General features: G+C 58.3%; 26 protein-coding genes and 1 pseudogene. 17 read left to right on the top strand and 10 right to left on the bottom strand.

Features of this window, described 5'->3' with window-relative positions:
• Positions 1 to 21: 21 nt before the first annotated feature.
• The 6 genes from ltrA to ACZ439_RS12610 all read left to right on the top strand — a co-directional run bounded on the left by ltrA (position 22) and on the right by ACZ439_RS12610 (position 6,494).
• Positions 22 to 1,188, top strand: coding sequence for a group II intron reverse transcriptase/maturase (gene ltrA, locus ACZ439_RS12635; protein WP_464620539.1), 1,167 nt, complete (start codon positions 22 to 24; stop codon positions 1,186 to 1,188).
• A gap of 370 nt (positions 1,189 to 1,558) precedes the next feature.
• Entirely contained in the window at positions 1,559 to 2,257 is a 699-nt protein-coding gene (locus ACZ439_RS12630; protein ID WP_372814180.1) for a serine/threonine protein kinase, read from the top strand.
• 96 nt (positions 2,258 to 2,353) lie between these two features.
• Positions 2,354 to 3,127 (top strand): sporulation protein, encoded by a 774-nt coding sequence (locus ACZ439_RS12625; protein ID WP_127605108.1) that lies wholly within the window; start codon positions 2,354 to 2,356, stop codon positions 3,125 to 3,127.
• A 267-nt stretch (positions 3,128 to 3,394) separates the two neighbouring features.
• Positions 3,395 to 4,612 (top strand): class I SAM-dependent methyltransferase, encoded by a 1,218-nt coding sequence (locus ACZ439_RS12620; RefSeq protein WP_464621055.1) that lies wholly within the window; start codon positions 3,395 to 3,397, stop codon positions 4,610 to 4,612.
• Between the two features lie 216 nt (positions 4,613 to 4,828).
• Entirely contained in the window at positions 4,829 to 5,731 is a 903-nt protein-coding gene (locus ACZ439_RS12615; protein WP_141334810.1) for a DMT family transporter, read from the top strand.
• Between the two features lie 85 nt (positions 5,732 to 5,816).
• Positions 5,817 to 6,494 carry a DNA-deoxyinosine glycosylase gene (locus ACZ439_RS12610; RefSeq protein ID WP_464621054.1) on the top strand — a complete coding sequence of 226 codons (678 nt, stop codon included), beginning with the start codon at positions 5,817 to 5,819 and terminating at the stop codon, positions 6,492 to 6,494.
• Between the two features lie 144 nt (positions 6,495 to 6,638).
• Here the strand turns inward: ACZ439_RS12610 and ACZ439_RS12605 are convergent, their stop codons facing one another.
• Entirely contained in the window at positions 6,639 to 6,788 is a 150-nt protein-coding gene (locus ACZ439_RS12605) for a hypothetical protein (RefSeq protein WP_164751720.1), read from the bottom strand.
• Positions 6,789 to 6,980: 192 nt separating this feature from the next.
• Between ACZ439_RS12605 and ACZ439_RS12600 the strand changes: the two genes are divergently transcribed.
• A complete protein-coding gene (locus tag ACZ439_RS12600) occupies positions 6,981 to 7,517 on the top strand; it encodes a hypothetical protein (RefSeq protein ID WP_127605102.1) in 537 nt (178 codons plus the stop codon).
• A gap of 300 nt (positions 7,518 to 7,817) precedes the next feature.
• On the opposite strand, the gene ACZ439_RS12595 is transcribed toward ACZ439_RS12600, so the two are convergent.
• From ACZ439_RS12595 to ACZ439_RS12580, 4 genes are all read right to left on the bottom strand, one after another.
• Complete coding sequence (locus ACZ439_RS12595) at positions 7,818 to 7,982, bottom strand: hypothetical protein (RefSeq protein ID WP_464621053.1); 165 nt, start codon at positions 7,980 to 7,982, stop codon at positions 7,818 to 7,820.
• Entirely contained in the window at positions 7,972 to 8,136 is a 165-nt protein-coding gene (locus tag ACZ439_RS12590; RefSeq protein WP_164751718.1) for a hypothetical protein, read from the bottom strand. The genes ACZ439_RS12595 and ACZ439_RS12590 overlap by 11 nt, the downstream gene beginning before the upstream one ends.
• Before the next feature lie 132 nt (positions 8,137 to 8,268).
• The gene (locus ACZ439_RS12585; protein ID WP_464621052.1) at positions 8,269 to 10,593 is read right to left on the bottom strand and encodes a transglycosylase domain-containing protein; all 2,325 of its coding nucleotides are present in this window, start codon (positions 10,591 to 10,593) and stop codon (positions 8,269 to 8,271) included.
• Positions 10,594 to 10,782: 189 nt separating this feature from the next.
• Entirely contained in the window at positions 10,783 to 11,247 is a 465-nt protein-coding gene (locus tag ACZ439_RS12580) for a hypothetical protein (RefSeq protein WP_155614939.1), read from the bottom strand.
• Positions 11,248 to 11,574: 327 nt separating this feature from the next.
• On the opposite strand from ACZ439_RS12580, the gene ACZ439_RS12575 reads away from it, so the two are divergent.
• Both ACZ439_RS12575 and ACZ439_RS12570 read left to right on the top strand, forming a co-directional pair.
• Positions 11,575 to 11,715, top strand: coding sequence for a hypothetical protein (locus ACZ439_RS12575; RefSeq protein WP_464621051.1), 141 nt, complete (start codon positions 11,575 to 11,577; stop codon positions 11,713 to 11,715).
• Positions 11,716 to 11,722: 7 nt separating this feature from the next.
• Positions 11,723 to 12,211 carry a CBO0543 family protein gene (locus tag ACZ439_RS12570; RefSeq protein WP_464621050.1) on the top strand — a complete coding sequence of 163 codons (489 nt, stop codon included), beginning with the start codon at positions 11,723 to 11,725 and terminating at the stop codon, positions 12,209 to 12,211.
• 155 nt (positions 12,212 to 12,366) lie between these two features.
• Here ACZ439_RS12570 and ACZ439_RS12565 read toward each other — a convergent pair whose 3' ends face one another.
• Together ACZ439_RS12565 and ACZ439_RS12560 are read right to left on the bottom strand one after the other, a co-directional pair.
• On the bottom strand, positions 12,367 to 13,140 hold the full coding sequence (locus tag ACZ439_RS12565) for a Cof-type HAD-IIB family hydrolase (protein WP_054800276.1): 774 nt from the start codon (positions 13,138 to 13,140) through the stop codon (positions 12,367 to 12,369).
• Between the two features lie 410 nt (positions 13,141 to 13,550).
• Complete coding sequence (locus tag ACZ439_RS12560; protein ID WP_054798122.1) at positions 13,551 to 13,955, bottom strand: hypothetical protein; 405 nt, start codon at positions 13,953 to 13,955, stop codon at positions 13,551 to 13,553.
• Positions 13,956 to 14,029: 74 nt separating this feature from the next.
• On the opposite strand from ACZ439_RS12560, the gene rluF reads away from it, so the two are divergent.
• Positions 14,030 to 14,734, top strand: a complete 705-nt coding sequence (gene rluF / locus ACZ439_RS12555; RefSeq protein ID WP_054798123.1) for a 23S rRNA pseudouridine(2604) synthase RluF — start codon at positions 14,030 to 14,032, stop codon at positions 14,732 to 14,734.
• 48 nt (positions 14,735 to 14,782) lie between these two features.
• Here the strand turns inward: rluF and ACZ439_RS12550 are convergent, their stop codons facing one another.
• Complete coding sequence (locus ACZ439_RS12550) at positions 14,783 to 15,475, bottom strand: response regulator transcription factor (protein ID WP_054800277.1); 693 nt, start codon at positions 15,473 to 15,475, stop codon at positions 14,783 to 14,785.
• Positions 15,476 to 15,684: 209 nt separating this feature from the next.
• On the opposite strand from ACZ439_RS12550, the pseudogene ACZ439_RS12545 reads away from it, so the two are divergent.
• Both ACZ439_RS12545 and ACZ439_RS12540 read left to right on the top strand, forming a co-directional pair.
• A pseudogene (locus ACZ439_RS12545) lies at positions 15,685 to 17,127 on the top strand (7TM diverse intracellular signaling domain-containing protein); the annotation flags it as partial.
• A 66-nt stretch (positions 17,128 to 17,193) separates the two neighbouring features.
• Complete coding sequence (locus ACZ439_RS12540) at positions 17,194 to 17,685, top strand: sensor histidine kinase (RefSeq protein WP_372814200.1); 492 nt, start codon at positions 17,194 to 17,196, stop codon at positions 17,683 to 17,685.
• A gap of 89 nt (positions 17,686 to 17,774) precedes the next feature.
• Here ACZ439_RS12540 and ACZ439_RS12535 read toward each other — a convergent pair whose 3' ends face one another.
• Entirely contained in the window at positions 17,775 to 18,641 is an 867-nt protein-coding gene (locus ACZ439_RS12535) for an AraC family transcriptional regulator (protein ID WP_054800279.1), read from the bottom strand.
• 219 nt (positions 18,642 to 18,860) lie between these two features.
• On the opposite strand from ACZ439_RS12535, the gene ACZ439_RS12530 reads away from it, so the two are divergent.
• From ACZ439_RS12530 to ACZ439_RS12515, 4 genes are all read left to right on the top strand, one after another.
• Positions 18,861 to 20,033 (top strand): galactokinase, encoded by a 1,173-nt coding sequence (locus ACZ439_RS12530; protein ID WP_141336663.1) that lies wholly within the window; start codon positions 18,861 to 18,863, stop codon positions 20,031 to 20,033.
• 19 nt (positions 20,034 to 20,052) lie between these two features.
• On the top strand, positions 20,053 to 21,039 hold the full coding sequence (galE, locus tag ACZ439_RS12525) for a UDP-glucose 4-epimerase GalE (protein WP_127605086.1): 987 nt from the start codon (positions 20,053 to 20,055) through the stop codon (positions 21,037 to 21,039).
• 157 nt (positions 21,040 to 21,196) lie between these two features.
• A complete protein-coding gene (locus ACZ439_RS12520) occupies positions 21,197 to 22,789 on the top strand; it encodes a UDP-glucose--hexose-1-phosphate uridylyltransferase (RefSeq protein WP_464621049.1) in 1,593 nt (530 codons plus the stop codon).
• A 261-nt stretch (positions 22,790 to 23,050) separates the two neighbouring features.
• The gene (locus ACZ439_RS12515) at positions 23,051 to 25,279 is read left to right on the top strand and encodes a methyl-accepting chemotaxis protein (RefSeq protein WP_464621048.1); all 2,229 of its coding nucleotides are present in this window, start codon (positions 23,051 to 23,053) and stop codon (positions 25,277 to 25,279) included.
• Positions 25,280 to 25,455: 176 nt separating this feature from the next.
• Here the strand turns inward: ACZ439_RS12515 and ACZ439_RS12510 are convergent, their stop codons facing one another.
• Positions 25,456 to 25,548: a sporulation protein YjcZ gene (locus tag ACZ439_RS12510; RefSeq protein ID WP_201317722.1), complete on the bottom strand. Its 93-nt coding sequence runs from the start codon at positions 25,546 to 25,548 to the stop codon at positions 25,456 to 25,458.
• Positions 25,549 to 25,727: 179 nt separating this feature from the next.
• On the opposite strand from ACZ439_RS12510, the gene ACZ439_RS12505 reads away from it, so the two are divergent.
• Entirely contained in the window at positions 25,728 to 26,834 is a 1,107-nt protein-coding gene (locus tag ACZ439_RS12505) for a metallophosphoesterase family protein (protein ID WP_054800278.1), read from the top strand.
• The last annotated feature ends 31 nt before the right edge of the window (positions 26,835 to 26,865 follow it).

Here is a 26,865-nt window from a genome sequence, read left to right as displayed (position 1 = left end):
GGTAAAGGTGGTGAAACACCAATGAAACCGAAACGAAGATACTACTCCTTGATCGACAAAGTATACCAAATGGACAATCTGTACGAAGCGTGGCTATCGGTCAAGAAGAACCAAGGAAGCGGCGGAATCGATGGAGTAAGCATCGAAATGTTCGAGAAGAATGTGGGTATGAACCTACGGGAGCTCCAAAGGTTGCTACAACAAGGGCGTTATGAGCCCGACCCTGTTCTGCGACATTACATTGAGAAGGACAACGGGAAGCAAAGACCGCTCGGTATTCCCACCATTCGAGATCGCGTATGCCAACAGGCGGTACGCCAAATCATAGAGCCGATCTTCGAGCAGGACTTCTACTACTACAGCTTTGGCTTTAGACCTGGATATTCCGCGCACCAAGCGATTCATACGATTCGGCGAGCAAAACGCGGCGGATACGACTATGTGGTAGACCTCGACATCATGTCCTTTTTCGATGAAATACCGCATGACATGCTGGTGGAAAAGGTACGTGAACGAATAACTGACGGGAAAGTGCTGACGCTCATTCGCGGATGGCTTACCGCGGGAGTCATGGAAGATGGCCAGTTCCATGAAACGGAAGTCGGGTCCCCGCAAGGTGGTGTCATCAGTCCGCTGCTTGCGAATTTGTACTTGAATCATTTCGACTGGGGAATGAAGGAGAGAGGCTTTGCCGTGGTCAGATATGCGGATGATGCCGTCATTCTTTGCAAGACAATGGAACAGGCAGAAGAAGCCTATAGAGCGGCGAGGACGATACTGGAAGAAGAACTGCGGCTGCGGATGCATCCGGAGAAAACGAAAGTGGTGCATTTCGACGAAGGGTTCCGCTTCTTGGGGTTCGACTTCTGGAAGAATTATCTCATCTTGCCGGACGCCAAAGTAAAGAAGTACAAAGATAAAGTCCGCAAGATCACCCGTAGGCAGCAAGGGAACAACCTTGAGGAAATGATCAAGAAGCTGAATGAAGTGTCGCGAGGATTTGGAAATTACTTTGGGATTGGGAACGTAAAGAGCAAGTTTCAGCGGCTAGACGAATGGTCACGCATGAGAGTACGAGCTTTCATGCGGAAAAAGAAGTCTACGGTTTCAAACAGGCTTATCCCGAACAAAGCGTTGGAAGAAGCTGGCATGGTATTTCTAACAAACCTACTCACCACACGTTTCTAATTCAGGTGTGAAATATGCAGCCCGGTGACGGGTGAAGACGACTCGCTCCTGAAGATGGGGAACTGACGAAGGAAAGCCGTGTGCGGGAAATCCGCATGCACGGTTTGACGGGGAGTCCGGGGAAGTAATTCCCCGTCTTACCCTACTCAGGACAAGGCGAACCGAACGGTCTTTGGTCTTATCGCGAGGCCCCCTCCGAAATGTTGGTTGCGCTTACAACCTTGTTCGACAAAGGGGCTTGGGCGTTAACCGATGGGCCATACACCGATTTCATACTGCCGCCGATTTCGCACGTATGATACAATGAGCAGGAACGATATTCGTGTAACGGCGCCAGGCGGATTGGCGGGAAAGGAAGACGCGTACGCTTATGAAGGAGGGCAAACGCATACGTGCGGGAGAACAGGACAACCGGATGCAGCATGCGGCCTTGATCGAGTGCATTGAGCAGGAGCTGCTCCCCGGGCTGCGCATTGCGAGCGAGCGGGAGCATGAACCGGTCACCGTGTATGAGGTGCCCGGACCTTGGCGGACGCTTGGCGTCGGTAATTACGCGGCTGTGCTGCTGCATCCGGCTTGGCCCGATTGGGTAGTGAAAGTATATGCGCCGGGGCGTCCGGGGCTGGAAGAGGAAGCGGAAGTGTACCGGCGGCTGGGCCGGCATCCGGCGTACTCGGAATGCCTGCATGCGGGGGCCGGGTATCTGGTGCTGCGCCGGTTGACGGGCATCACCTTGTATAACTGCATGCGCCGGGGGATCCCGATTCCAAGACAAGTGATCGAGGATATCGACGAAGCGTTGAAATATGCGCGCAAGCAAGGGCTGAATCCCCACGATGTACATGGGAAAAATGTGATGCTGCAGGACGGCCGGGGGAAAGTGGTCGACGTTTCGGATTTTTTGAAAGAAGAGCCGTGCGAGATGTGGGACGATCTGAAGCGCGCCTACTATCGCTTTTATTTTCCTTGGGTGCGGCGTGTGGAGTTTCCCGATTTTTTGTTGAATTCGGTTCGCAAAGGATACCGCGTCTGGAAAAAGTGTAAGCGCACAGTCTGCCGCAAAGGGTGAAACCAACTTTTGGGTGGCTCGTATGAACGTTTAAGGTTGGCCATCGGCAGTCCATGCGGCAGCCGTTCGATATATACGATGAGGAGGCTTTGCTCGATGTCTTTTTTTAAGAAAATGCTGGCAAGCGTAGGAATTGGATCCGCCAAGGTGGATACGGAATTGGATTCGTCGCAGGTGAGTGTGGGCGGTGCAATCAGCGGGGTCGTTCGCGTACAGGGCGGGAGCACGGAGCAGCAGGTCGACCGTATTTATTTGTATATCAAAACAAGCTACGTCAAAGAGGAAAACGACCATAAAGTTACACGGGAAGCCGAAATCGGCAAGTTTCTGCTGACGGACGCGTTCCTGCTGCGGCCGGATGAGCGCAAAGAAATTCCGTTCAGCTTCCGCTTGCCGGAGCAAACCCCGGTTACGCTGCGCAACGCGCCGGTATGGGTCGAAACCGGATTGGATATCGAGATGGCTGTCAACCCGACCGACCGCGATTATATTCAAGTGACGCCGAGCCAGGAGATGCAAACGGTACTGGACGCGCTGGATGTACTCGGCTTCCGCTTGCGCGAGGTGGAGAACGAGTATGCGCCGCGCCTCGGCGGAAGACTGCCGTTCGTGCAGGAGTTCGAATTCGTGCCGACGACGCATTTCCGCGGGAAGCTTGATGAGCTGGAGGTGCTCTTCTTCCCGAAAGGCGGCGACTTGGAGCTGTTCCTCCAAATCGACCGCCGGGCAAGAGGCTTACGCGGCATGTTTGCCGAAGAGCTGGGGCTGGATGAGAGCTTCGTCCGCTTGACGATTCCGGGCAGCGAGCTGCGTTACGGTGCGCAAACGGTCGCGTCTAAATTGAAAGAATTGATCTCTCGGTACAGCTAGGGGACACCGAAACTTAACCGACCCGCCTGCATGAAGGCAGGCAGGCCGCGAAACAAGTCCGTCTGCGGAAGCAGGCGGACTTTTTGCAAGAGGGACGGGATGCCTCCAACCGGAATTTGAATGTCAGGGTTTGCATACGGCAGACTCACCAGCAGGCAACGAAATAAGCTGACGAGGGGACTGTTGTACCGTGAAGTTTTCGAAGGAAGGGCATCCGGGGTATAATGAGTAACGACGAACATCCGGAAATGGAGATAACGACAGCCTATGCAGGAGCTTTATGAGATTGTTGACCGTCTGGTCAGAGAAAACACGCTAATTCAAGCGACATTGAGCCAGCCCCGCCGCAACGAGCCGGACGGCTGCTCGAAGGTGACGGTGAAGCCCGTCATGCTGAAGGGGGAGCTGCATTACCAGTTCAGCGCCTTCTTCGGGCCGAAGGTGAAGCACGAGAACGTATCCCCGGCGGAAACGACCGGCAAGCTCGTCCAGTGGCTGACGGACGACTTCAGGCAAGGGCTGCTGCAAGCGGTCGAGGCGGATTATCAGGCGCTGCTCAGCAAGAAGGGCAAGCTGGCCGTGCTGCGCAAGCCGCCGACCAAGAAGGCCGATACGGCAAGGCCGCCGGAGCATAATCGCAAGAAAAACTACGTGCTCGAAGAGGGAACGCAGATCCCGTTTCTCGTGGAGCTCGGCATTATGAACGCCGAAGGCAAGGTGCTGGCCAAGAAATACGACAAGTTCCGGCAGATCAACCGGTTTCTCGAGATGATCGCCGACGTGCTGCCTCATCTGCCGCAAGGACGAACCTTGAACATCATCGATTTCGGCTGCGGCAAATCGTATTTGACGTTCGCGCTGTACCACTTCCTGCACGAGATGCGGGGAATGGACTTGCGCATCGTCGGCCTGGATCTGAAAGAGGATGTAATCGCGTTCTGCGGCGCATTGGCGGACAAGCTCGGCTTCGACCGGCTCCGCTTCCTGGTGGGCGATATCGCCCAATATGACGAGCTGCGTCAAGTCGATATGGTCGTTACGCTGCATGCGTGCGATACGGCGACCGATGCCGCGCTCGACAAGGCGGTCCGCTGGGGAGCGTCCGTTATTTTGTCGGTACCCTGCTGCCAGCACGAGCTGTTCCGTCAAGTCAAGAGCGAGGCTCTCGCGCCGCTGCTGCAGCACGGCATCCTGAAGGAGCGTTTCGCTGCGCTGGCGACCGATGCGATGCGCGCCAAGCTGCTGGAGCTGGCCGGTTATAAGACGCAGCTGCTGGAGTTCATCGATCTGGAGCACACGCCCAAAAATTTGCTTATCCGCGCCGTCAAGAACGCCGCCGCGCTCTCGCCGGACGAAGGGGCAAAGCTGGCGGCGGAGTATGCCGGTTTTCGGGATTTTCTGCATGCCGATCCGTATTTGGAGCGCGCTTTGGCGTCGGATCTGCCTGCGTTGACTAGAAATTCCGGACAAGACGGAGCTTTGTAGGCAAGCAGGCGAGGGGATCTTATTCGTCGACTTTGCGGTTACACATCCAAAGTTTGCGGCGAATAGCGAGCGCTCCGCATGCAGGGGAATTTCATACGGTTGGCCGGAGCCTTGGCGGCTCCTTTTTATTGCGGCGGGCGAAGAAAAGCAGCGGGGTGACTGAAGTAAATATGCTACAATGAGGCTGTTGCTTAAAGTGGGAAGAGGTGCTATGGCGTGGGATACGTGCTGCTGCTGCTCGCGACGCTGTCGTGGAGCTTCGTCGGTATACTGGTAAAGACGGCCTCGATGATGCTGGATAGCATGACGATTACGTTCATGCGGTTCGCGTTGGGCGTTGTGTTCCTGGGCGGATTTCTGTGGATCAAAAGGCATCCAATCAAAATTCGTTTCGATATGAAGTGGATTTGGCTGGGGGCGGCGGGGAAGTGCTGCAATTATTTTTTTGAAAATATCGCGTTATCTATCGGGTATTCTTACGGAAATATTTTGGTGACGCCGATACAAACCATCATTCTGCTGGTCGTTTCCGCCGTTTGGCTAAAAGAGAAACTGACGGTCCGGGCTTGGGCGGCAGCGCTTCTGTGTATTGCCGGAGTGCTCCTGATCAGCTGGAACGGGCTGCCGCTCGCGCTTCTGCTGCAGGGAGGGGCGTGGACGACGGTGCTTTACGCGATTTCGGGCTTGGGAACGGCGTTTCACGTGTTAAGCCAGCGGATGCTGATCAAGGAGATGGATGCGGGCAACATGAACTTCTCGGTGTTTCTCTGGTGCTCGCTGCTGATGGCGCTTCCGCTTCCGTTCCAGGCATCCTTAACGGGCCCGGTCGGCTTGTACCCCATCTTGGCGCTGGCCTTGCTCGGGGTTATTACGGGCCTCAGCTTTTACTGGTTCTCGCAGGCGCTCCGCGTAGTCTCTTTCCCGGTAGCCGTCATCATTAGCAATTGCGGCGTATTGTTTTCGATCTTATGGTCGTATTTATTTTTTCGGGAGCCGATTACGGAGTACATATTGGGCGGCGCTGCGATTTTTGTAGTCGGGCTGCTGGTGCTGAACTTACCGATGCGGCCGGCTAAAGTGCGTCAAGCGGGCGGGCTGGAAGCATCGGATGGACGATAGGCTTGATGCCGGTTGAAACTCCGTTGAAGCTCGGATGAAAGTCTGTTGAAATCTGTTGAAAGTCCGATGGAAGGAGGGGATTCGGGTGAAGGATTGCGGAGACGGCGAAGCGGAGAGCGGGATCGGGAAACTGTCACCGGCACGCGGCGAAGCCGGGAGCGGGCAGCCGCGGCAAGGCCCCGCCGGGGACGAGCCCGGAGCCATGGACCGGACGCATGCCCAGTTGGGGAGCCCCCGCCTTACCGGGCTGGCGCCCTTCGCCGACGACGCGTCGAGTCTCCTGATCCTTGGCTCGATGCCTGGCGAAGCTTCGCTGCTGGCAGGCCAGTATTACGGGCATCCGCGCAATCATTTTTGGCGGCTCTTGTATGCGCTGCTGGACGGCGGCGAGCCGGATGCGGACTATAAAGCGCGCGTACAGTTCGCGCTATCGCGCGGCGTGGCGCTGTGGGACGTGCTGCGCACCTGCGAGCGCGAGGGCAGTCTGGACGCGGCGATCCGCCAGCCGGAAGCGAACGATTTCGCCGCGATGTTCGGGATGCATCCGCGCATCCGGCATGTGTTTTTTAACGGCAGCGCGGCGGCCGAGCTGTTCCGGCGGCATGTCCGCCCGAAGCTGCCGGCCGGCGACGGCAGGACGTACCGGACGCTGCCGTCGTCCAGCCCGGCCCGGGCGATGAGCTTCGAAGCGAAGCGAGATGCCTGGCAGCCGGTGCGGGACGCCTGGCTGGAGCTTGGGAGCCCCGGCGGCAGCCGGCGGTGAGCCGGCTGCCTGAAGGCGGCCGCGCAGCCAGCGGGCCATGCCGCCGAGGCCGGCAAGCACGGCGAACAACCGCAAGACGCCATGCCCCGAAGGGCGGCGTTTTGCGGTTGTTTTCGGTGCAGCCGTCAGGACGGCCGGGCGCGGTTATTTCTTTTCCTTTTGCGTCGCGCCGGGTAAATTTTTCGTGGTTTTCACATTTTCTACGGTATCGTTGACGAACTCCAAATCTTGATTCTCGGCGGACATGGAAGCGGTGCCCTCGTAGTTGCCTTGATGCTTCTTGTTCTCGGACATGGCGTGATCCTCCTTTCTCGCCATAGGATCGGACTTCGATTATTAACGTGCGCAGCCTGCTTGCAAAATATGCTTCCTGACTGCGGGCAAAGGCGGGGCGGGCCGCGGCTCGGAGGCGAATGCCGGATGCCTGGCATGGTATACTAAACCAAAAAGATCCCCAACGCTCGAAACCCGAGGAGGATGATGGCGATGGCCAAGCAAAACGTGAAGGTGCCTTTCGGTTACGAACCCCCGAAGTCGCGGGAATCGGAGCGCGGCAGCTTGTGGGTGTACGACAGCTTCGCGGACTATTCGCTGCAGGAGCTGCAGCCGCTTCTTCGGTTGGCCGAAGAACGGAGCATCGCGAAGCTGGTGTTTTATCCGCTGCATGAAGAGACCGTGCGCCGCATGGAGAAAGAGCCGGTCGAGCCTTACTACCGGCGTGTGGACGCGCTGGAAGCTTTGCTGGATGAGGCTGAATCGGGCGTGGATTGGACGATTGAGCGGTTCGAAGGCAAGCGGAAGAAATATACGCCGATGGACACGGCCTTCCGGTTTCTGGAGGAAAAGTACGCCTCCCCGTACTTCGTGTATGTGAGCGCAGCGATGGCCGGCAGGCTGGCCGGTTACGAGAGCTTCGAGCCGTGGATCAAAAAAGTGCGCATGTTCATAGCCGGTGGCAGCGGCGAATTTTACTCGGCCCATCCGATGCTGCAGAAGCACTCGAACCGGTGGGAGCGGGTGTAGAAGGCGGCGGGGGACGGGCTAAGCGGCGGCCCGTTTGTCCGCGCCGGGGACGCTTGCACAGAAAGTGGAGGGATGGCGCTTGATCGGGCGAGGGGGAAGGCGTCCTGCGGAGAGAATGGAATGATGTTGCCTTATTCGAACGATGTTCGGATGACAGGCCGGAAGAAGATGTGAATAGCGAGCCATAGTCCGCTATTTGCGGAATAGGCTCGCTGACGGAGTCAAGCCAAGCTGGCGACAAATACGAGAGCCCGCCCGGGAGTCACCGGGCGGGCTCATTCGGGTAGGCGGTGGCGGGAATTAATCGTCGGGCGTACGGTCCACGAACAGCCTGGTGACCGGCGTTGACTCCCCCTGCCGCACCTCTTGTTCCGTTGCCTTCTCCTCCAGCGGATCGTGCGTGTTCATGCCAGGGGCGACGGCAGGTTCATGCGGATGCGCCGCCGGGGCGTCGTCATGCGTCATGCCGTTCGCCTCCTTCCGCGTGTGCATAAGCGATAAGCGTAATCTCATCGCCGGTCAGCTCGGCGAGCTTCGATTCGGCTTGCCGAATGATACGAACGGCTTCGTCGGTTTGCGGCAGCGAAGCAACTTCGTATCGGTTCGTTTCGATTTTCATACGGGGCCTCCCTCGATTCGTTATTCCGTTCCACAGGGAACGCAAATAGGTTTCCCGCCGGGTGACGGGGGCATACCGAAAGCCCCTCGCCGTAAGGGTAAGGGGCTTTCGGTATGCGGGAGGAAGTGCGGCTTAATCGTCATCGTCGTCGTGCTTGCGGTTTTTTTTCTTGTCCTCTTTGCGGTCGTATTTATTCTCGAAAAACCTGTAGTCACGTTTATCCGGCTTTTCTATATCTTCCTCCGACTTTCTCTGTCTTTCACGCTCTTGATCCTCCGCTTGCTTGCGAGCCTGCTCGATGCCGCGCTGCACTTCTTCCGGTACGGGAAAATCTTTCACCGGCACCCCTTGCAAAGCGCGGGTCATCATTTCCTTGAACAGCGTCGCCGGCACGGCCCCTCCCGACGTCGTCAAGTAATGGTTGCGGTCGGTTTGGTCGTACCCGACCCAGACAGCGGCCGCCAATTCGGGTGTAAACCCGACAAACCATGCATCTTTGGCGCCGTTCTGGCCTACCGCGGCGAACTCCTGCGTCGCCGGCAGCTGGGTTGTTCCCGTCTTGCCGGCGGTTGGCCGCCCGTTCAGCAGCGCGGCCTGGCCTGTGCCGGACGTGACGGCTTCCTGCAGCAGCGTCCGCAGCGTATACGCATGGACCGGCGCGGTCACGTCCGTCCGCTGCGGGTGCGCCTCGATCACGGGCTTGCCGTCCTTGGTGGTGATGCGCGTGATGGCATGCGCTTCCTGCATGACGCCCTGGTTGGCGATGGCGGCGTAGGCCTGCGCCATCTGCAGCGGCGAGACGCCTTCGGACAGCCCCCCGAGCGCCAGGCTGAGATGCTTATCGGCAGCCGGCAGCGTGATGCCCGACCGTCTCAAATAATCGAGCCCGGTATTCAGGCCGATTTCGTTCAGCAGCCAGACGGCGGGAATGTTCCACGAGCGGGTGACGGCTTCGCGCAAGGACACTTCTCCGCGGGTTTGTCCGTCCCAGTCCCGCGGCCGGTAGCCGCCGATATCGAGCTCGCCGTCAAAGAGCATGGAGTCGGGCGTATAGCCGTGTTCCAGCGCGGGTCCGTACACGGCCAGCGGCTTGAACGTCGAGCCCGGCTGGCGCTTGAGCTCGGTGGCGCGGTTGAAGCCGCGGTACGTCTGCTCGCCCCGTCCGCCGATCACAGCCCGCACGGCGCCGCTGGCAGGCTCGAGCACAACGGCGGCCGCCTGGACGAGCTTCTGATCCGGGCTTGCCGGTAATAGCTCTTGCCGGGCGAATACGGCTTCCGCCGACTGCTGCACAGTGAGGTCCATCGTCGTATGGATGCGCAGCCCCATCGTCAGCAATTGCTGCTCGGTGAAGCCGTATTTCGTTTCCGCTTCATCCATCACATAATCGACGAACGCCGGAAATTTCCCCTTCAGCGATTCGCCGCTTTCCGCCTTCAGCCGGATCGGTTCGGCAACCGCTTGCCCGTAATCGGCCGCTTCGATCAGCTGCTGCTCTTTCATTAAGGACAATACGAGATTTCGTCGTGTCAATGCTTCCTCGGGATGCTTGACCGGTGAATACCGGGAAGGGGCTTTCGGAAGCCCGGCGAGCAGCGCGGCTTCGGCCAGCGTCACCTTGTTCACCGGCTTCCCGAAATAATGCTGGGCGGCCCCCTCGACGCCCCACTGTCCTTCACCGAAATAAATGCTGTTCAGATACAGCTCGAGAATCTCGTCCTTGCTGTAGGCGAAGTGTATTTTTATGGCGTAGCCGAGCTCTTTTATTTTACGGGTTAGCGTTTTGTCCGAGGACAAGAACATATTTTTGGCCAGCTGTTGGGTGATGGTGCTGCCGCCTTCGTCGAAAGAGCCGGATTGAAGATCGCGCATCAATGCGCGGGCGATCGATCGCAGATCGTAGCCGCGGTGCTCGTAGAAGCGCCGATCCTCGACCGCGACGATCGCGTGCTGCAAATGCTTCGGCATTTGCGCTAGCGGCACCGGCTCGATTTTGGACGACGAGAGCTCGGAAACCGGCTGGCCGCTTGCGTCGAGCACGAAGCTCGCTTCAGGCAGCGGATGCTCCAGCTTGCTGATATCGAGACCGCTGATCCAGGCCGAAGCGAGCCCCAGACCGAGCGCACCAAGCAGCAGGCCGAACAAGACCGCCCACAACCATGGCCGGTACCGTCTGCGTGGGGCGACAGGGATCGGATGGTATGGGCTGGCGAGCGGCCTCTGCCACCCGGCCATAGAAGCGTCGCCCGCCTCGGCCGGGCCGCTGTCGCGAGGCGCGCCCGCATCCGCCCGGGCCGCCTTGCCGCGCTGCGCCCCGGTTGCTGCCTCGGCCTGCACCGCGGTACCGGCGTCCTTGTCACGGGCGGAGCGCCAGGTCGCCCGCATCGTTCGCGCCGGCGAGTCATTCCGCAATTGGCCCGTGTGGGGCGTTGAGTCGGGTTGCTGGGGTGGTTTCATAGATCTGCCCCCTATATGTGATGCGCCATACTGGCGTAAAATTGAACTGTTCCACGCACGTTTCAGGCGTCTGTTTAATGTATTCGCAAGCTTCGACACTTTTGTGCAGGTGGACGAACTGCAAAAAGAGCCCCCGAAACCGAATTCCATCCGGCGGAGGCTCTTGGCGTGCGTGTACAACAATGCTTATTACTGAATCGGGTCGGGAATCATACCATTCTCGCGCACTTGGGCGTTTGTCGGCATCTTGGCCATCACATGGCCCAGTCGCTTGACATCTTCCTCATTGCCTGCCATCTGCCCGTTCATGGCGTGTTCAATCGACGTCGACGCCGACTTCTTCTTGACCGGGCCATTCTCCAAATATTGCGCGAGATCGAGCATAATGTCATCAGCTGCGTCCGCCACGGAATCGGGAACATAGCCCCGGGCCGCAAAGGCCGCTTCGTTCAAATTGATGTGCGTCATCCCGTTCTCCAGGGTATGCGCGTAAACGCGAAACGGATATTCCTTCAATGTCACAGGGTCGCGAAACGACAGTTCGTAGACGGTGCCTTCTTTAGCGGACGATTCGGTAAAGCCTACAACAGCGAGCATGCTGTGCACATGGGCAAACGGTTTGGCGATCGACGGCAGCGTTTTTTTACGGGACATACGGAACACTCCTTCGATAGAAACTTCGGCGCCCTCATTTGATCCCTGAGGACCGCTGTGGAACCGAGTACCCTGTATTTACCCGTCATGGACAAGCATGAAACCAGGTTAGGGGAGAAAGGGGCCAAAATACCTGTATTTTTTCCAAAAACCGGGATTATTCGCGAGTCACTCTTCATTTTATTTCCAAAAAAATTGAATAAAATGACGGAGCGGTGACAACAGTATAAGTAGCGGAGACCGGTCTGGCGCCTCACAAGAGGGAACGAAGCCGCAAATGGATGCACTACGCGATATTCGCGGTAACCATGGGGCTTTTTTAAATCGATGCTTTCCCGGTATACGAATACCGTGGGGTTTTTGTCGATCAACGCCCTGACGGTGACGCTAATCGTAGGGCTGGAATATGCGCTCGTCTATCGGTACGTGAATTGGTTTCACGGGAAATTTGAAGCGTTGAGAAGCTAGGTGTCCTATGTATTGGCTGGAACGTTTAATATTAATTACCGTCGTCATGATCTCATTTGGCATCATTTGGCTTATTCCGAAGGGACAGCGATTAAAGGCGAATTTCGTATTTCTATTTGCGGGTCTGCCGGCTTGGATTTTGGGGCTGCTGGTGGTTGAGCTCGGGCTCATCGAATACCCGGTGCGGGAATTGCATCAAGTTAACCGAACGAGCCTTATCTTCGAATACTTGGCGCTGCCGGTCCTGTGCGCGTTGTTTACTGCGCGGTATCCGGAAGGCGCACCGGTCTGGAAGCGAATCGGCTACTATGTGCTGTTCTGTTCCGCATTGACGATAGCCGAATATATGATCCAAAAATATACGCTGTTGATTCGGTACGTCCGTCTGTGGGACTGGTATTGGACCTTTGTCTCCGAAGCGTTCGTGTTCTGGCTTACGCGACGGGCCGCCGTTCTTTTTTTCAAAGACAGGAAACCGGTCAAACCGGTGAAATAAGCTTGGATGTACAGGTACAGGTAAGGCCGCTGCGTCAGCCCGATGGTTCGGTTGCTGCTGCAGCGGCCTCTTTCGGTCAACCGACCGGCCGTCGGTGCTGCGGTCGCGTACGATTGAACGGCGGGCCGGACAGCAAGTATAATGATGATGAACAATCAGATTAAACCGACTTGCTTTAACCCGTGCCAAATGCCGTCTTCGGAACTGGTAGCGGTGACACGGTCGGCGACGGCCTTCACTTCGTCGGAGGCGTTGCCCATGGCGATGCCGGTGCCTACCCAAGCAAGCATTTCCTTATCGTTCAAGCCGTCGCCGAAGGCGTAACATTGGGCTGGCGCAGCGCCGACCGCTTCCAGCAGCTTCTGAATGCCCACTGCTTTCGAGCCGCCTGCGGGCATGACGTCGGCTGCTAACCGGTGCCAGCGGTGATACCGGTATTCGGGGAAGCGGGCCGTATAAAGCGGCTCTTCCTCCACCGGGCAGAACAGGTACGCTTGATATACGGGGGAATGGGTATAAAAGAGCGGATCGACAGGCGGGTATTCCAAGCTGAGCGCCCCGAAGCTGGCGTCGATCAGCGGATGAGCCGCATGGGATGCGCACAGCATCGCATGACTGCTGAACGCCAGACAGTGTCCGCGTTCCTCCGCGAATTCGCACATGTCGCGAAGCCGATCCGGCGGCAACCGGTGGGCGTATATCTCACGGCCTTCGTACACGACGTATTGGCCGTTGGCCGACACGTAGGTGTCGATGTTCAGCTCCTCGCGGATCCACTCGAATTGACTGGGCGTCCGGCCGGTTGCGATAGCGGTTCGGATACCGCTGCGCTGCAGCAGCCCGATGGCCTGTTTGGTCGTTTGGGGCAGACGGTTGCGCTCGTCAAGCAGCGTGCCGTCGATATCGAAAAATACGATGGTCTCGTTCATGGTTTATACACCTCCGGGTGATGGCATTGTGCGGCAGCCGTCCCGCCTGGCCTCGGAAGCGGGCATCCTGAAAATGCTCCCCCATCGTCTATAGGCCGAGCGTTGTCCCGCTGTCCCGCCGCCTGGCGAAGCGCATCCGCGAGTCTGGCCGCTTTGCGCTTCGAAAATCAGCTTATCTTGTGAAATGCATTTCATGTCAAGCGATTTTTTCGCAGAACGGCTCTACATGGGGCTTGGCTATGGCCAACATCAAACAGATCGCCCGCACGGCCGGCGTGTCCGTCACGACCGTACCCGCGGATGCTGCACGATCGCGTCACCGGCCGCACGGACCAAGCCGAAACACACGGGCTTCTTACCGGCTGATGGAGCGGAGGACGGTGTAGCGGGCGGCCGCCAGCGAGCTCGCCTTATGCGCCATCTGCGGTCCTGACGGGTTCAGACGGGCGAGAGCGATGACGTTCCGTTCGTTTCAAGGCTCTCCACGTCCAGACCGCTCCGCTGAAGTCGATCAGGCTAAGCGCAACGAAAATCGGCTTCAGCCAGCCGAATGACACGAAGACGATCATGAACAACAGGATCGAAGCCCGCGTGTACACGGTCAGGTAGAAGAAGCCGCGCATGTTCTCCCGCGCCGCCTGGAAATAATCGAACGCCAGGTACAGCAGGAACAGGCCGATCAGCCGGAGCCAAATATAGCTCTCCGCCGTATAGCCGAGCAGACCGGACAACAGGCCCGGGGCCAAGAGCAGCGTCAAGCTGAGCGCAAACATGTAAAAGCTGAAGTAAAATACGGTTTTGGCCGGATACGTCATTCCAGCATTCCCCCACAACCATGGTATGATAGATAAATAGATCATCGATCGAAAACGGAAAGCGAGATTACGGTATGCGAATCAATAAATATATTAGCGAAACCGGGCTTTGTTCCAGACGAGAAGTGGACAAGCTGGTCGAGGCCGGGCGCATCACGATCAACGGCGTTAAGGCGGAGCTGGGCAGCCAGGTGGGCGAGGGCGACGATGTGCGCATCGACGGCAGGCCGATCCGTGCGAAGAAGCCGGCCGTGTATATAGCGCTGCACAAGCCGGTAGGCATCACGAGTACGACGGAGCGCCACGTACGCGGCAATATCGTCGATTTTGTCGGACACCGCGAACGGATCTTCCCGATCGGCCGTCTGGACAAGGACTCGGAAGGTCTGATCTTGATGACGAACGACGGCGACATCGTCAACAAAATTTTGCGCGCGGAGAACGAGCACGAGAAGGAATACATCGTCACGGTCGATCGGCCGATTACGGCGTCGTTCCTGCAAGGGATGGCCGGCGGAGTCCATATCTTAGGCACCGTTACCAAGCCGTGCGTCGTTCACCGGATGGACGAGCGGACGTTCCGCATCATCTTGACGCAGGGGCTCAACCGCCAAATTCGCCGCATGTGCGCCGCCTTCGGGTACGAGGTGCGCCGGTTGAAGCGGACGCGCATCATGAACATTAAACTTGGCGGCCTGCCGGTAGGCAAGTGGCGCGATCTGGCGCCGGACGAATTGGCCGAATTGCTGCGCCGCATTGATCATGAGCCTTCGCGGTGATTGGCGGCAAGCCGGTCGCCGTAATCCCCGACTGCCGGGCATTCCGCATCAGTGGTTGAATTTGTAGCCGATCCCGCGAACGGTCAAAATATATTGGGGATCGGCCGGATTCGGCTCGATCTTCTTGCGCAGGTTGCTGATATGGACAAGCAGGGTGCGCGTATCGCCGTTGCTGTCGACGCCCCAGGTCATTTTGTACAGCTGCTCCAGCGACAGCACTTTGCCCGGCGTGCGGGCCAGATGCAGGAGCAGGTCGAACTCCTTCGACGAGAGCGGCGCAAGCTGGCCGTTCACGCGGACCGTCCGGCTGAGCAAGTCCATCTCAAGGCCGGGGAACGAGAGAAATTGGGCTTCTTCCTTGTGCTGCTCTAACAGATGGCTGCGGCGCAGGTGCGCCTTCACCCGGGCGACCAATTGACCCGGGCTGAACGGCTTCGTCATGTAATCGTCGCCGCCGATGCTGAAGCCGAGAATGATGTCCATGTCTTCGCTCTTGCAGCTCAGGAACAAAATCGGCGTCGTGTAGTGCTTACGGATTTGGCGGCATACTTCAATGCCGTCCAGCTCGGGCAGCAAGATGTCGAGGATGACCAGATCGGGCCGGTGCTCCTGCACCATCTCGACCGCTTCCGCTCCGTTCGAGGAGCTTAATACTTCGTATCCCTCTTTTTCCAAATAAAGTGTAATTAATTCGACAATTTCCGTTTCGTCGTCTACGATTAATATTTTTTCTCCAGACATCGAGTTTCTCCTCCAAATAGCCGTCCGCTGTTGAATTCCCCATTCCCAAAACTTGTGGTTTCATATACGATAATAGACAGAATTGGCAATAACCAACAAGAAAGAAAGTGGTATCGATTTCCAGAAACATCTTTTATTATAAATGGTTTCGGGTGTTTATTTCCATACTTTTGTTTGCCCTGCTCACGTCGGTATCCGGCTATCGGCCTATGGCCGCGTCCAACGAGTATGCGGGACAGGCGAATCGCGGCGAATTATCGCTGAGCGGCTACGACTGGGCAGGCGGGCCGTACGTTCGGCTGGAGGGCGAGTGGGAGTTCTATTGGGGGGCTCTGCTGACGCCTGATCAGCTTCACGCCGGGGAACGGCCGGAGTCTTCTTATATCCGGGTGCCTGGCGCCTGGAACGGTGCAGCCGTGAACGGAGGGAAAGCAAGCGGCAGCGGGTACGCCACGTATAGGCTGATGGTCGCACTGGATGGGAAACCGAGAACGTATGCGTTGAAAATGCCTTATGTCGAAACGGCCTATACCGTATGGGTGAACGGCGAGCTGTTGGGGCAGGTCGGTCAGGTCGGCAAGGATGCGAACGGCTCGCAGCCAAAGTTTTCGCCGCGGACGCTGCTGATCGGCTCCCCGGGTCCGACGCTGGAGCTGGTCGTACAGGTGTCCAATTTCCATTGCTTCAGCGGGGGCATGCAGGATTCCCCTATATTAGGGCTTCCTGAGCGGATCGATGCGGAGCTGCAGATGAATTTGTCGATTGAGACGATCATGGTCGGCGGGCTGCTCGCCATGGGCATTCACTACATGGTGTTGTATCTGCTGCGAAGGAAGGAAAGGGAATCGTTTTATTTCGGATTGTTTTGCCTGCTTGTAGGCATTCGAGCGCCATTCCTGGAGGCAGGCGTCATTTATTACTGGATGCCGAATCTGGATTGGCTCGTCGGGAAGAAGATCGAATCGGTTTGCTTTTTCCTCAGCATTCCGGCGATCGTCATGTTCGTGCACCTGCTCTATCCGCAGGAAGTGAAACGCGCCGCCGTTCGGCTGATGTTCGGACTCGGCATGACGTGCACGGTACTTGTCATCGTACTGCCCGTCCCTTGGATGACCTATATGGTGCCGTATTTCGAGTTGGCGACGATGGTCTCCGGCGTGTATATCGTCTTCTGCTTAGCTGTAGCGCTCTATCGCGGGCGGGAAGGGGCGACCTTCGTCATCCTCGGTACCGCCGCATATATCGCGGCGGTGTCCGTCAAAAAGTGGTTCGATCCTCAATACCTCCATACCGGGGAAGTGGCGTTCATCGGCTTATTCGCCGGCGCGATGCTGGCTTCGTTCGTGCTTAGCGTCCGGTCGACGAAGGCTATCGCCTCGGTGGAGTCGTTGTCCCGGCAGATGCGCGAGATGAACGTGGGCCTGGAGCAGAAGATTCGCGACCGCACGGCTGAGCTGGAACGGATCAACCGCAGCCTGGGGCAGGTGAACGAGGATTTGGCCCGGATGGAGACATCCCGGCGGCATCTGCTCAGCAACATCTCGCACGACCTCGGCACTCCGATGACGCTTATTCAAGGATATGTCGAAGCGTTGATGGACGGTGTCGTACAGCAGGAGCAGCAGCAGAAATATTTGAAGCTGATCCACAACCGCATTACCGGATTGAATCGGCTGATCCAGGATTTGTTCCAGCTGTCGAAGCTTGAAGCGCGTCAGATGGAATTCGACATTCATACGGTCAGCACGGACGAGCTGTTCCGCTTTTTCGACGAGCGGTACGAGCTGGAGTTGGCCGGAGGCGGGCTTCGCTTCGAGACCGCTTCGTATATCCTGCACCCGGGAGACGGCCGGCCGGCACTTGTCAAGGTCGACACCAACCGGATCGATCAGGTGCTGACCAACATCATCTACAACGCGGTGAAGCATACGCCGCAGGGCGGGCTGATCCAGTTGCATTTTATCGTGGACGAGCATTCGCTCGTGGTGCAGGTGCAGGATAACGGAACGGGCATTGCGCCCGAGGATTTGCCGTACATCTTCGACCGTTTCTATAAAAAGGACAAGTCGCGCAATACGTCCGGCGGCGGCAGCGGTCTCGGTCTTGCGATCGCCAAGGAAATCGTCGATTTCCACGGCGGCCGCATCTGGGCTCAAAGCCGGCTCGGTCAAGGGGCGTGCATCGCTTTCATGCTGCCGCTGGTCAAGTGAACCGCTTGATCGGCGGCTGCTTCGCGCGGAGGCCCCGGGCGCGCTGATCGGCAGGAAGCGCAGATGTCCGCGATGATCCGGGCCGCCGACTAAAGGAGCGAGCGGCGGTACTCGGAAGGAGACGTCTGGTACTGGCGCTTGAACTGTTTAGAGAAGTGAAGCGGATCTTGGAAGCCTACCGAGGAGGCGATTTGCTCTACGGTGAGCTCGGGCCGCTCGCGCAGCAGGCGGCGCGCTTTGTCAAGCCGCAGACGGAGCAGGAACGTGACGGGGCTGACGCCGGTATGCTCCTTGAACAAGGTGGACAAGTAGGCCCGATTGTAGCCGAGCGTCTCGGCCATCAGCTCGATGGTAATCGGCTCCGCGTATTGGGCCGACAAGTACTGCAGCGCCTGCCGCACCGTTCGTTCGCCGCCTGTCGCCGTGTCCGGGAGACGCGGCTCCGCGGGCTGCAGCGTCTCGGCGAATTCGGCCAGCAGCAGATGCAGGCAGCCCGTGGCTTTCAGTCCAGCCCCGGGGGTCCGCGCCTGGAACGCTTCCTGCGCTTGCTGGAACAAGGCCGCGATGCCGCGGTTGCCGCCCGTCCGCACAATCGGCTGAAGCGAGCTGAGGCCGATCCCGGCAAGCATCCGCGCCGCTTCCGGGCCATCGAAGGCCATCCAGCGATAATGCCACGGGCGATCGTAGTCTGCCATATATTGGATCAGTGTCCCGGGCTCGATCAGGAACGTGTCGCCTGCGCCGAGTTCATGTGTTTGCCCCGCGCACATATATGTTCCGCGCCCGGACAGCACGTGATGAAACAAATAGTAATCGACGACCTTCGGCCCGGGCCTGTGCCCGGGCTTTGTCTGGCTGTTGCCGGCGAATAGGACGACGAGACCGCCGTGTTCCTGAGACGCATTCGGGTTGGATACGACGTAGTAGCTATCGGCGCGTTTGTCGTAAGCGGCCACCGCGATCCCTCCTTCAGGGTAGTCGGACAAGGGCCGACTTCCGATGTCGCCGTAAGTATACCATGGGAATCTAACATTTTTCCATATCCAGCTGACATCATTCCATAGTTTCCCGCGTCCGGCCTGGCTATACTTAAAAACAATGAATGCAAGATTGTATGCCGCGATTCGGCGAAATTTGCACAGCAACCCTATTCTAATCGCCTGAGGTGAGCCGCGATGGCCGATATTGAAGCGTTAAAAGAACGGTTTGTAGCTTTATACGGGGCGGAAAATCCGCATCCGATCCGTGTGTTTCACGCGCCGGGGCGCGTTAATTTGATCGGGGAGCACACCGATTATAACGGAGGGTACGTGTTTCCGGCGGCGCTGACGTTCGGCACGACGATGCTGCTCCGCAAACGGGACGACGAGCTTGTCGGATTCGCCTCGACCAACTTTGAACGACACCAACATATTTCCATTCAATCGCTGGAGAACAACCCGGAGGACGGCTGGATGAACTACCCGAAAGGCGTGATCCGGGAGCTGCAGCAGCGCGGCGTTGCGGTCGGCGGCTACGACATCCTGTTCAGCGGAGCGATTCCGAACGGGGCCGGTCTTTCCTCCTCGGCTTCGATCGAGGTCGTCACGGCTTTCGGTCTGCTGACGATGGAGGGGCAGCCGACGGATCAGGTACAGATCGCCCGGCTCGCTCAGAAGGCGGAGAACGACTTCATCGGCGTGAAGTGCGGCATTATGGACCAATTCGCGGTAGCGATGGGGAAGAAGGATCATGCGGTGCTGTTGATGTGCGATACGCTGGAATATAAGCACGTTCCTTTCCAAAGCGGTGCGTATAGGCTGGTGATCGGCAATACGAATAAAAAGCGCGGGTTGGTCGATTCGGCCTACAACGAGCGCCGTTCGCAGTGCGAGCAAGCGGTGCGCGACCTGCAGGCGAGGTATCCCGAGCTCACGCTGCTCGGACAGCTCACGCTCGCGCAGTTCAACGAAGCGCAGCACTTGATTGCGGACGAAGTTGTGAAGAGGCGCGCCCGCCACGTGGCGGAAGAGATCGATCGCGTGCTGCAATCGATCGAAGTGCTGGAGCGTGGGGATTTGGCGGCGTTCGGCCGACTGATGAACGGTTCCCACGAATCGCTGCGCGATTTGTATGAAGTGACAGGCTTCGAGCTCGACTCGATGGTCGAGGCGGCTTGGCAGGTGCCCGGCGTGCTTGGCGCACGGATGACCGGCGCGGGCTTCGGCGGCTGCACGGTATCGCTGGTCCACGAGGACAGCATTGACCGGTTTATCGATGAAGTAGGCCGTTTGTATGAAGACAAGACCGGTTTGAAAGCCAGCTTTTACGTAGGTGACATCGGGGACGGCGTGAAAGAAATCGAATAAGCAGGAGGCAAAGAGGACCATGGCTGTATTGGTGACAGGCGGCGCGGGCTACATCGGTTCGCATACGGTGGCAGAGCTGCTGGCGAAGAACGAGGAGGTTGTGATCGTCGACAACCTGGAACAGGGCCATCGCGAGGCGGTGCTCGGAGGTAAGCTGTACGTCGGGGATATCCGGGATAAGGACTTCTTGGACACGGTGTTCCGGGAGAACGCGATCGACGCGGTCATTCATTTTGCGGCGAACTCGCTCGTTGGGGAAAGTATGCAGAACCCGGCCAAGTATTATCACAATAACGTATACGGCACTTTGTGTCTGCTGGAGAAGATGAACGAGCACGGCGTGAACAAAATCGTTTTCTCCTCTACGGCGGCGGCCTACGGCGAGCCGGAGAACATTCCGATTCTCGAGACGGACCGCACGCTGCCGACGAACGCTTACGGCGAAACGAAGCTGGCGATGGAGAACATGATGAAGTGGTTTGACGCCGCACACGGCATCAAGTACGTATCGCTGCGTTATTTTAACGCGGCCGGCGCGCATGAAAGCGGGCGGATCGGGGAAGATCACGATCCCGAGACGCATCTGGTGCCGATCATCCTTCAGGTGGCGCTCGGCCAGCGCCCGCACATCTCGGTGTTCGGCGAAGATTACGCGACGCCGGACGGCACGTGCATCCGTGATTATATCCACGTGTCCGATCTTGCAGACGCGCATATCTTGGCGGTGAAGAAGCTGCTCCGGGGCGGCGAGAGCCGCATATACAACCTCGGCAACGGCATAGGCTTCTCGGTCAAGGAAGTGATTGAGATTGCCCGGCAGGTGACCGGCCATCCGATCCCGGCGGTCGTGGAGGCGCGCCGCGCCGGAGATCCGGCGGTGCTTGTGGCCTCGTCCGAACGGACGCGCGAGGAGCTCGGCTGGCGGCCAAAGCGCGACCGGCTGGAGCGCATCATCGCTTCGGCGTGGGCATGGCACCAAAGCCGCCCGACCGGCTACGAGGCGTAGACGTCCGGACGCGGGGAGCGCTGGAAATGCGCCCGGGGGCGGGCAAGCTGTAAACCCGGAAATACCGTGCCGTGCCGGAGTTAATCGGAGCTCCGCTATTTCGCCAGGAGGCCGTGAAGCGATGGGCTTTAAGACTTTACCTAGGGGTGTAGAGCACATGCAAAACGAACGGGAACAAGAGATCGAAGCGCTGCGCCGGAAGGCATCCTGCGATGTGGAACGGCTGCTGCAGTTCGGCCTCCGGCGCAAGCTGCTGGAGCCGCCGGACTTGTATGCGGCGCGCAACGGGCTGCTCGACTTGCTGCGTCTTGACGAGCCGTTTGCGGGGGAGCTGCCGGCTGCACCCGGCGAAGACGTCAGCGAGCTGCTGGAGCCGCTGCTCGACTACGCAGCCGCAGCCGGTATGCTCGAGGACGACAACACGACGCTGCGCGATTTGCTGGACGCCCGCATCATGGGCGTTATCATGCCGCGCCCGTCCGAGCTGATTCATCGCTTCTGGGCAACGGCCGAGCGGGACGGAATCGAGCGCGCGACGGCCGATTTCTACCGGCTGAGCATCGACTCGAACTATATTCGTATGGACCGCATTCGCAGGAATCTGTACTGGCTCGCCTCGACCGATTTCGGCAGCCTGGAAATTACGGTAAACTTGTCCAAGCCGGAGAAGGACCCGAAGGAAATCGCAATGCTCAAAAATGCGAAGCAAAGCCGCTATCCGAAGTGCTTGCTCTGTGTCGAGAACATCGGGTATGCCGGCCGGCTCAATCATCCCGCTCGGCAAAACCTGCGCGTCATTCCGCTTGAGCTGACCGGGGAACCATGGTGTTTTCAATATTCGCCTTACGTCTATTACAACGAACACAGCATCATTTTCGATAAAGAGCATCGTCCGATGATCATCTCGAGGCATACGTTCGAGCGGCTGCTCGATTTCGTGGAGCGGTTCCCGCATTATTTTGTCGGGTCCAATGCGGATTTGCCGATCGTCGGCGGGTCGATCTTGAGCCACGATCACTTTCAGGGCGGGCGGCACCGGTTTCCGATGGAGCTGGCCCCGGTGGAAGAGCGGTTCGGGCATCCGTCCTACGGCGGGGTGAAGCTTGGCGTGGTGAAGTGGCCGATGTCGGTCCTCCGCATATCAAGCCGTGACCGGGTGCAGCTGCTGGAGCTGGCCGGTGCGATTCTGGACGCATGGCGCGTTTACAGCGATCCGGACTGTGACATTCTCGCTTTCAGCGATGCGCCGGACGGGACGCGGGTGCCGCACAACACGATTACGCCGATCGCGCGCAACAACGAAGCGGGGGAGTACGAGCTGGACTTGGTGCTTCGCAATAACCGGACCAGCGAAGCGCATCCTGACGGCATTTTCCATCCGCATCGGGAGCTGCACCATATCAAGAAGGAGAACATCGGGCTGATCGAAGTGATGGGGCTCGCCGTACTGCCGGGACGCCTCAAGGACGAGCTTGAGCAGGCGGCGGCTCTATTCACGGGCGAAGCGGAGCTGGATGAGCGGATCCTGGGGGATGAAAGCCATCCGCTGCATAAGCATGCGCCGTGGCTGGCCGAATTGGCGGCGAAATACGGGAAAGGCCTGTCCCGCGGGCAAGCGGAGCAGGCGCTGCGCGAGGAAGTCGGCCGCAAGTTCGAGGCCGTGCTTCGCGACGCGGGCGTGTACAAGTACGGCGAACGGGGCCGGGAAGGGTTCCGACGATTTATTCGGCACCTCGGCTTTGAGGCTTAAACAGCGAAAACAAACAGGGAACAGGACTTGGTCGTGCACGGCAACATGCACCGCCGGGTCCTGTTCTTTGCATGCAGCGGGCTCTTGGTTCCAAGGCACTATGCGTGTAGGGGCGGCAGAGTCAAAGGTCTGGGTAGGGGGAAGAAAACACAAAATTTTATGTATAAATTTCACATATAATGCGACGAAAGTTATATTATTTATGTTATGATATATGACATACAGAGAAAAGCATTCTAGTTGAGGATTTGGAGGGTGCATATGTTTGATTGGCTTGGTTTTCAAAAAGGGCTTCCGCTTTGGTGGTCGTATCGTCTGAATCGCGGGTTAAAGAAAGATGTCGAGGACATTTTCGAGGGCATCGCTTCTACCCGCAAAGAGTTGTTGATTGATTGGGCTAATGAATATTGGGGACATTTGGACCGCTTGCTTGCTTTGCTGCAGGGTTCCGCAGCGTCGGAGACGCCGCTGTGGCGGCAGCCGGAGCCGGAGCAATGGGAAGATCACTGCACCTCGATGCGTCAGCGGGCTCCGGATTTTTCTGAAATTTTTCTGTTAAATGAACAAAATGAAGTGGTCCACTCCACGTATCCGGCACATCGTACCACGGTCTATGGCGAGCAAAGCGTGATTGGTCTGGGGCTCAGTTATGCCGGATCCGGAGTGGAAGGGCGCAAATGCTTATTCGGCCCTTACAGCGACCCGACGACGCTGAAGATCGGACCGAGCACCTCGTCATTTCACGATGCCATGACCCTGCTGTTTATCGTGCCGATCGTCGAGTCGGGCGTATGGCGAGGCGCCTTGTGCGGACGCGTGCCTAACGACGTGATCGGCGATTTGATTCAACGCGAATCCGGGCACGTGTACCCCGACTCGGGCGATAACTATTTGTTCATGGCTTCCGCCGGGCTGCAGACGCACATCGCTCCCGGCACGGCGCTTTCGCGCAGCCGGTTCGAGGACCGGACGTTTACGCACGGGGAAAATTTGAAGGACGGCGTCACCACGGATTGGGGCCAAGTGACGGTGAAGGAGCATACCGAGCTGGAGCTGCGGTTTACCGATCCGGCGACCGGCGATCTTCATCCCGGCGTAGCGAACACGATTAAGAACGGCAGCAATTTATTCGTTGAATTTCCCGGTTATTCGGACTATCGGCACATTCCGGTTATCGGTAAAGGCGTCACGTTCCGGCTGCCGCATTGCCCGGACCTCTGGGGGATGATGTGCGAAGGCGATTTGGAGGAAGTATACCGGGTTCGGGGCACGAACTGGCGGATGTTCCGTCTTCAACTGCCTTGGATCGTGTCGGGCTGTGTGGCCGCCGCAGGGCTGATCGGTTGGCTGGCGGCAAGCGCGGACGTCCCGTTCTGGCTTGCGGGAGCGGCCGCAGGGCTTCTGCAGCTGGCGATCGGTTTGGTGACGGCCTGGGTGATCTATGGCAAAGGAAGCGCGCCGCTTGCGAGGCATTTACATCAGATTCAGCGGTTTATCCGCATGAACGCCGAAGGGAAGGGCGACTTGACGCAGCGTCTGAAGCCGGAGATGTTCCAAGGCGACGAATCCCGGGAGCTGGCCAAGTGGATCAACAACATGATCGACTCGCTCGAGGGGGTCATGCTTCAAGTGAAACGGGCGGCGGCCGACGTGCTGTCGAGCCAGCGGCTGCTGAACGAATCGACGGATACGACGGCGGAATCGACGGATCGAATGAGCGGCAAGATTAATGATATGATCGGCAGCCTTCGCAAGCAGCTGCGCGATATCGACCAAGCAAAAGATGCGGTTGAAGAGATGAAGGAGACGCTGCGCGTCATCGAGGCTAACGCTTCGGGTCAAATCGCCGTCGCGCAGAACGAGGTCGAGCGGATCGGGGACAAGATGGCGCACATTTCCGCCAAGGTCGAAGAAACGAATCGGACGATCTCGACGTTCATGGAAACGACCCAGCAAATTAAAAACGTACTGCAGGTTATTGAGGAAATTTCATCCAGGACGAACCTGCTGGCGTTGAACGCCGCCATTGAAGCCGCCCGCGTCGGCGAGCACGGCAAAGGTTTTGCCGTCGTCGCTACCGAGATCCGCAAGCTGGCCGACTTGACCCGGCGTTCAACGGAAGAAATCCATGAGACGGTACAGCATATTTACACCAATGCGGAGCAGGCGTTTATTTCGATGGGGGAAGGCACCAAGGTGGTGGAAGAAGGGAGTCTGCTCGTGGCGGCCGCTTCCGAGCTGCTGAACAGCGCCTCCAGCAACGATTCGTTGAAAACGCAGGTTATCGACGAAGTGGTGAAGCTGATGGAGCGGATCGCCGAAATCAGTAAAGACAACCGCGTCATCTCCCGGGAAGTCGAGGGGAATGTCCAGGAGCTGATTTCGGACACGGTGCAGGTGAAGCTGACGTCCAAACGTGTCGAATCGATTACGGCGTTCTTGGAGCACCTCGTCAATCAGTTCCGGCTTAACGATACGCGCATCCGCTAGCGCGAAGACATTTACGGCAGCGCTAGGCAAAGGCGTCCGGCTCTTATGAGCCGGACGCCTTTTTTGGGGGGGGGTCAATCGAGCGCTGCGCAGTAGAGCTCCGTACATCTTCCTGACCGTTGTTGTGGCCGATTAGGTAGAAGGCCCGAGGCCTGTGACGGCCCGAACCGCATTTATCAATATAAAAACGCGCGGCTGACGATGACCAGCAGAATGAAGAGTACCAGAATTACGCCCGTGGAAGTGAAACCGTGACCTACATGTGACATTGTTGTTTCCTCCTTAAGGTGGTTTTGTGCTTTCACACCATACATCTTATGTCGGGGGTGCAGGAGCGGATTGGGCCAATGTCACCGTCCCTGATTTTTCAGCGGATGCCTATAGCGGTTCTAAAAACTGGGGAAATATCGCATATTAGAGGCATATCGATGAAAGGGAGGGATGAGCTGTGAGTTTTCTTGGAAGCTTGCTTCGCGCGGCCGTCTGCGTCTGGCTGTTGGGCGCACAGCCCGCAGCCGGAAGCATGGCGGCCGGCCGCTCAGGCGAGCTTTGGGAGGCTGCGGGGCCGGTTGGGGCTGCGGGCCCGAATGCGCATTCTGCTGCACCCGGATCTCTCACGCCGCCCGCGGCCGGCCGCTCATCGCCGCTGACCTTCGCGGTGCTAAGCGACATTCACGTGCAGAGCTGGGATCGCCAGGCGATCCGGAAATTTGAGCGGGCGCTCGACGACTTGCACGGTGCGGCGCCTGAAGCGGAGGCGCTCGTGCTGAACGGCGATTTGGGCGACGGCGACCCGGAGGACTATAGGACGCTGCAGCGGCTGTTATCCGAACGTCCGCATCCGGGCGAAATTCACTTCACGCTCGGCAATCACGAGTTTTACCGGATGTGGCACGGGGCCAATCGGCAATGGCGGCCGAAAGGATTCCCGAACGGAGAGACGGAAGCGGCGGCCATCGGACGGTTTCTGCGCTTCACCGGCCAACCGAAGGTGTACCGGGAACGGAGCCTGCACGATCGCTTGTTTCTATTCCTGGGTTCGGAGCGATACCGGCTATCCGATCCGTCTTACGGTGAAGATGCGTTCCTTAGCGAGGAGCAGCTTCGTTGGCTGGAGCGGCGGCTGCAGGCGGAGGAGCCTTCCGGACAGCCGATCTTCGTGTTTCTGCATCAACCGCTGCCGAATACGGTAGCCGGAAGCGGACGCGGGCGCGGCGTCGTGCAGCACCGCGAGCTTCGGGACATACTGTCGCGGCATCCGCGGGTGATTGTGTTCTCCGGCCATACGCATGCGGGGCTTGGGCAGTCCGGGACTGTCGTCGCGGACCGGCTATTGTCCGTAGCCGGGTCATCGGTCAGCCGCCCGGAATATGAGGGGCCGGCTGAAGCTTCCGGAAGCGCCGACGACCGAAGCGAGGGGCTGGTCGTACGTGTGGAGCAGGACCACGTTGTCATTCGCGGCCGCGATTTCCGGCAGGGGCGTTGGATAACCCGGACGGAGTGCCGCTTTGAGCGAGGCATGTGGCGAGCCGCCGCACCGGACATGCCCAAATAGACGGTACGAACATGCGTACCGTCTATTTGAC

It is taken from the genome of Paenibacillus sp. JCM 9796 (assembly GCF_055379675.1).
Note: the sequence above shows the minus strand (reverse complement) of the source record. Positions and strands in the feature narration are given on the sequence as shown.

Excerpts from the sequence above, each read along its gene's own strand:
- ltrA (WP_464620539.1), top strand. The coding sequence starts at position 22 with ATGAAACCGAAACGAAGATACTACTCCTTGATCGACAAAGTATACCAA.
- ACZ439_RS12630 (WP_372814180.1), top strand. The coding sequence starts at position 1,559 with ATGAAGGAGGGCAAACGCATACGTGCGGGAGAACAGGACAACCGGATG.
- ACZ439_RS12625 (WP_127605108.1), top strand. The coding sequence starts at position 2,354 with ATGTCTTTTTTTAAGAAAATGCTGGCAAGCGTAGGAATTGGATCCGCC.
- ACZ439_RS12620 (WP_464621055.1), top strand. The coding sequence starts at position 3,395 with ATGCAGGAGCTTTATGAGATTGTTGACCGTCTGGTCAGAGAAAACACG.
- ACZ439_RS12605 (WP_164751720.1), bottom strand. The coding sequence starts at position 6,788 with ATGTCCGAGAACAAGAAGCATCAAGGCAACTACGAGGGCACCGCTTCC.
- ACZ439_RS12600 (WP_127605102.1), top strand. The coding sequence starts at position 6,981 with ATGGCCAAGCAAAACGTGAAGGTGCCTTTCGGTTACGAACCCCCGAAG.
- ACZ439_RS12595 (WP_464621053.1), bottom strand. The coding sequence starts at position 7,982 with ATGACGCATGACGACGCCCCGGCGGCGCATCCGCATGAACCTGCCGTC.
- ACZ439_RS12590 (WP_164751718.1), bottom strand. The coding sequence starts at position 8,136 with ATGAAAATCGAAACGAACCGATACGAAGTTGCTTCGCTGCCGCAAACC.
- ACZ439_RS12585 (WP_464621052.1), bottom strand. The coding sequence starts at position 10,593 with ATGAAACCACCCCAGCAACCCGACTCAACGCCCCACACGGGCCAATTG.
- ACZ439_RS12580 (WP_155614939.1), bottom strand. The coding sequence starts at position 11,247 with ATGTCCCGTAAAAAAACGCTGCCGTCGATCGCCAAACCGTTTGCCCAT.
- ACZ439_RS12575 (WP_464621051.1), top strand. The coding sequence starts at position 11,575 with ATGCTTTCCCGGTATACGAATACCGTGGGGTTTTTGTCGATCAACGCC.
- ACZ439_RS12570 (WP_464621050.1), top strand. The coding sequence starts at position 11,723 with ATGTATTGGCTGGAACGTTTAATATTAATTACCGTCGTCATGATCTCA.
- ACZ439_RS12565 (WP_054800276.1), bottom strand. The coding sequence starts at position 13,140 with ATGAACGAGACCATCGTATTTTTCGATATCGACGGCACGCTGCTTGAC.
- ACZ439_RS12560 (WP_054798122.1), bottom strand. The coding sequence starts at position 13,955 with ATGACGTATCCGGCCAAAACCGTATTTTACTTCAGCTTTTACATGTTT.
- rluF (WP_054798123.1), top strand. The coding sequence starts at position 14,030 with ATGCGAATCAATAAATATATTAGCGAAACCGGGCTTTGTTCCAGACGA.
- ACZ439_RS12550 (WP_054800277.1), bottom strand. The coding sequence starts at position 15,475 with ATGTCTGGAGAAAAAATATTAATCGTAGACGACGAAACGGAAATTGTC.
- ACZ439_RS12540 (WP_372814200.1), top strand. The coding sequence starts at position 17,194 with ATGGAATTCGACATTCATACGGTCAGCACGGACGAGCTGTTCCGCTTT.
- ACZ439_RS12530 (WP_141336663.1), top strand. The coding sequence starts at position 18,861 with ATGGCCGATATTGAAGCGTTAAAAGAACGGTTTGTAGCTTTATACGGG.
- galE (WP_127605086.1), top strand. The coding sequence starts at position 20,053 with ATGGCTGTATTGGTGACAGGCGGCGCGGGCTACATCGGTTCGCATACG.
- ACZ439_RS12520 (WP_464621049.1), top strand. The coding sequence starts at position 21,197 with ATGCAAAACGAACGGGAACAAGAGATCGAAGCGCTGCGCCGGAAGGCA.
- ACZ439_RS12515 (WP_464621048.1), top strand. The coding sequence starts at position 23,051 with ATGTTTGATTGGCTTGGTTTTCAAAAAGGGCTTCCGCTTTGGTGGTCG.
- ACZ439_RS12510 (WP_201317722.1), bottom strand. The coding sequence starts at position 25,548 with ATGTCACATGTAGGTCACGGTTTCACTTCCACGGGCGTAATTCTGGTA.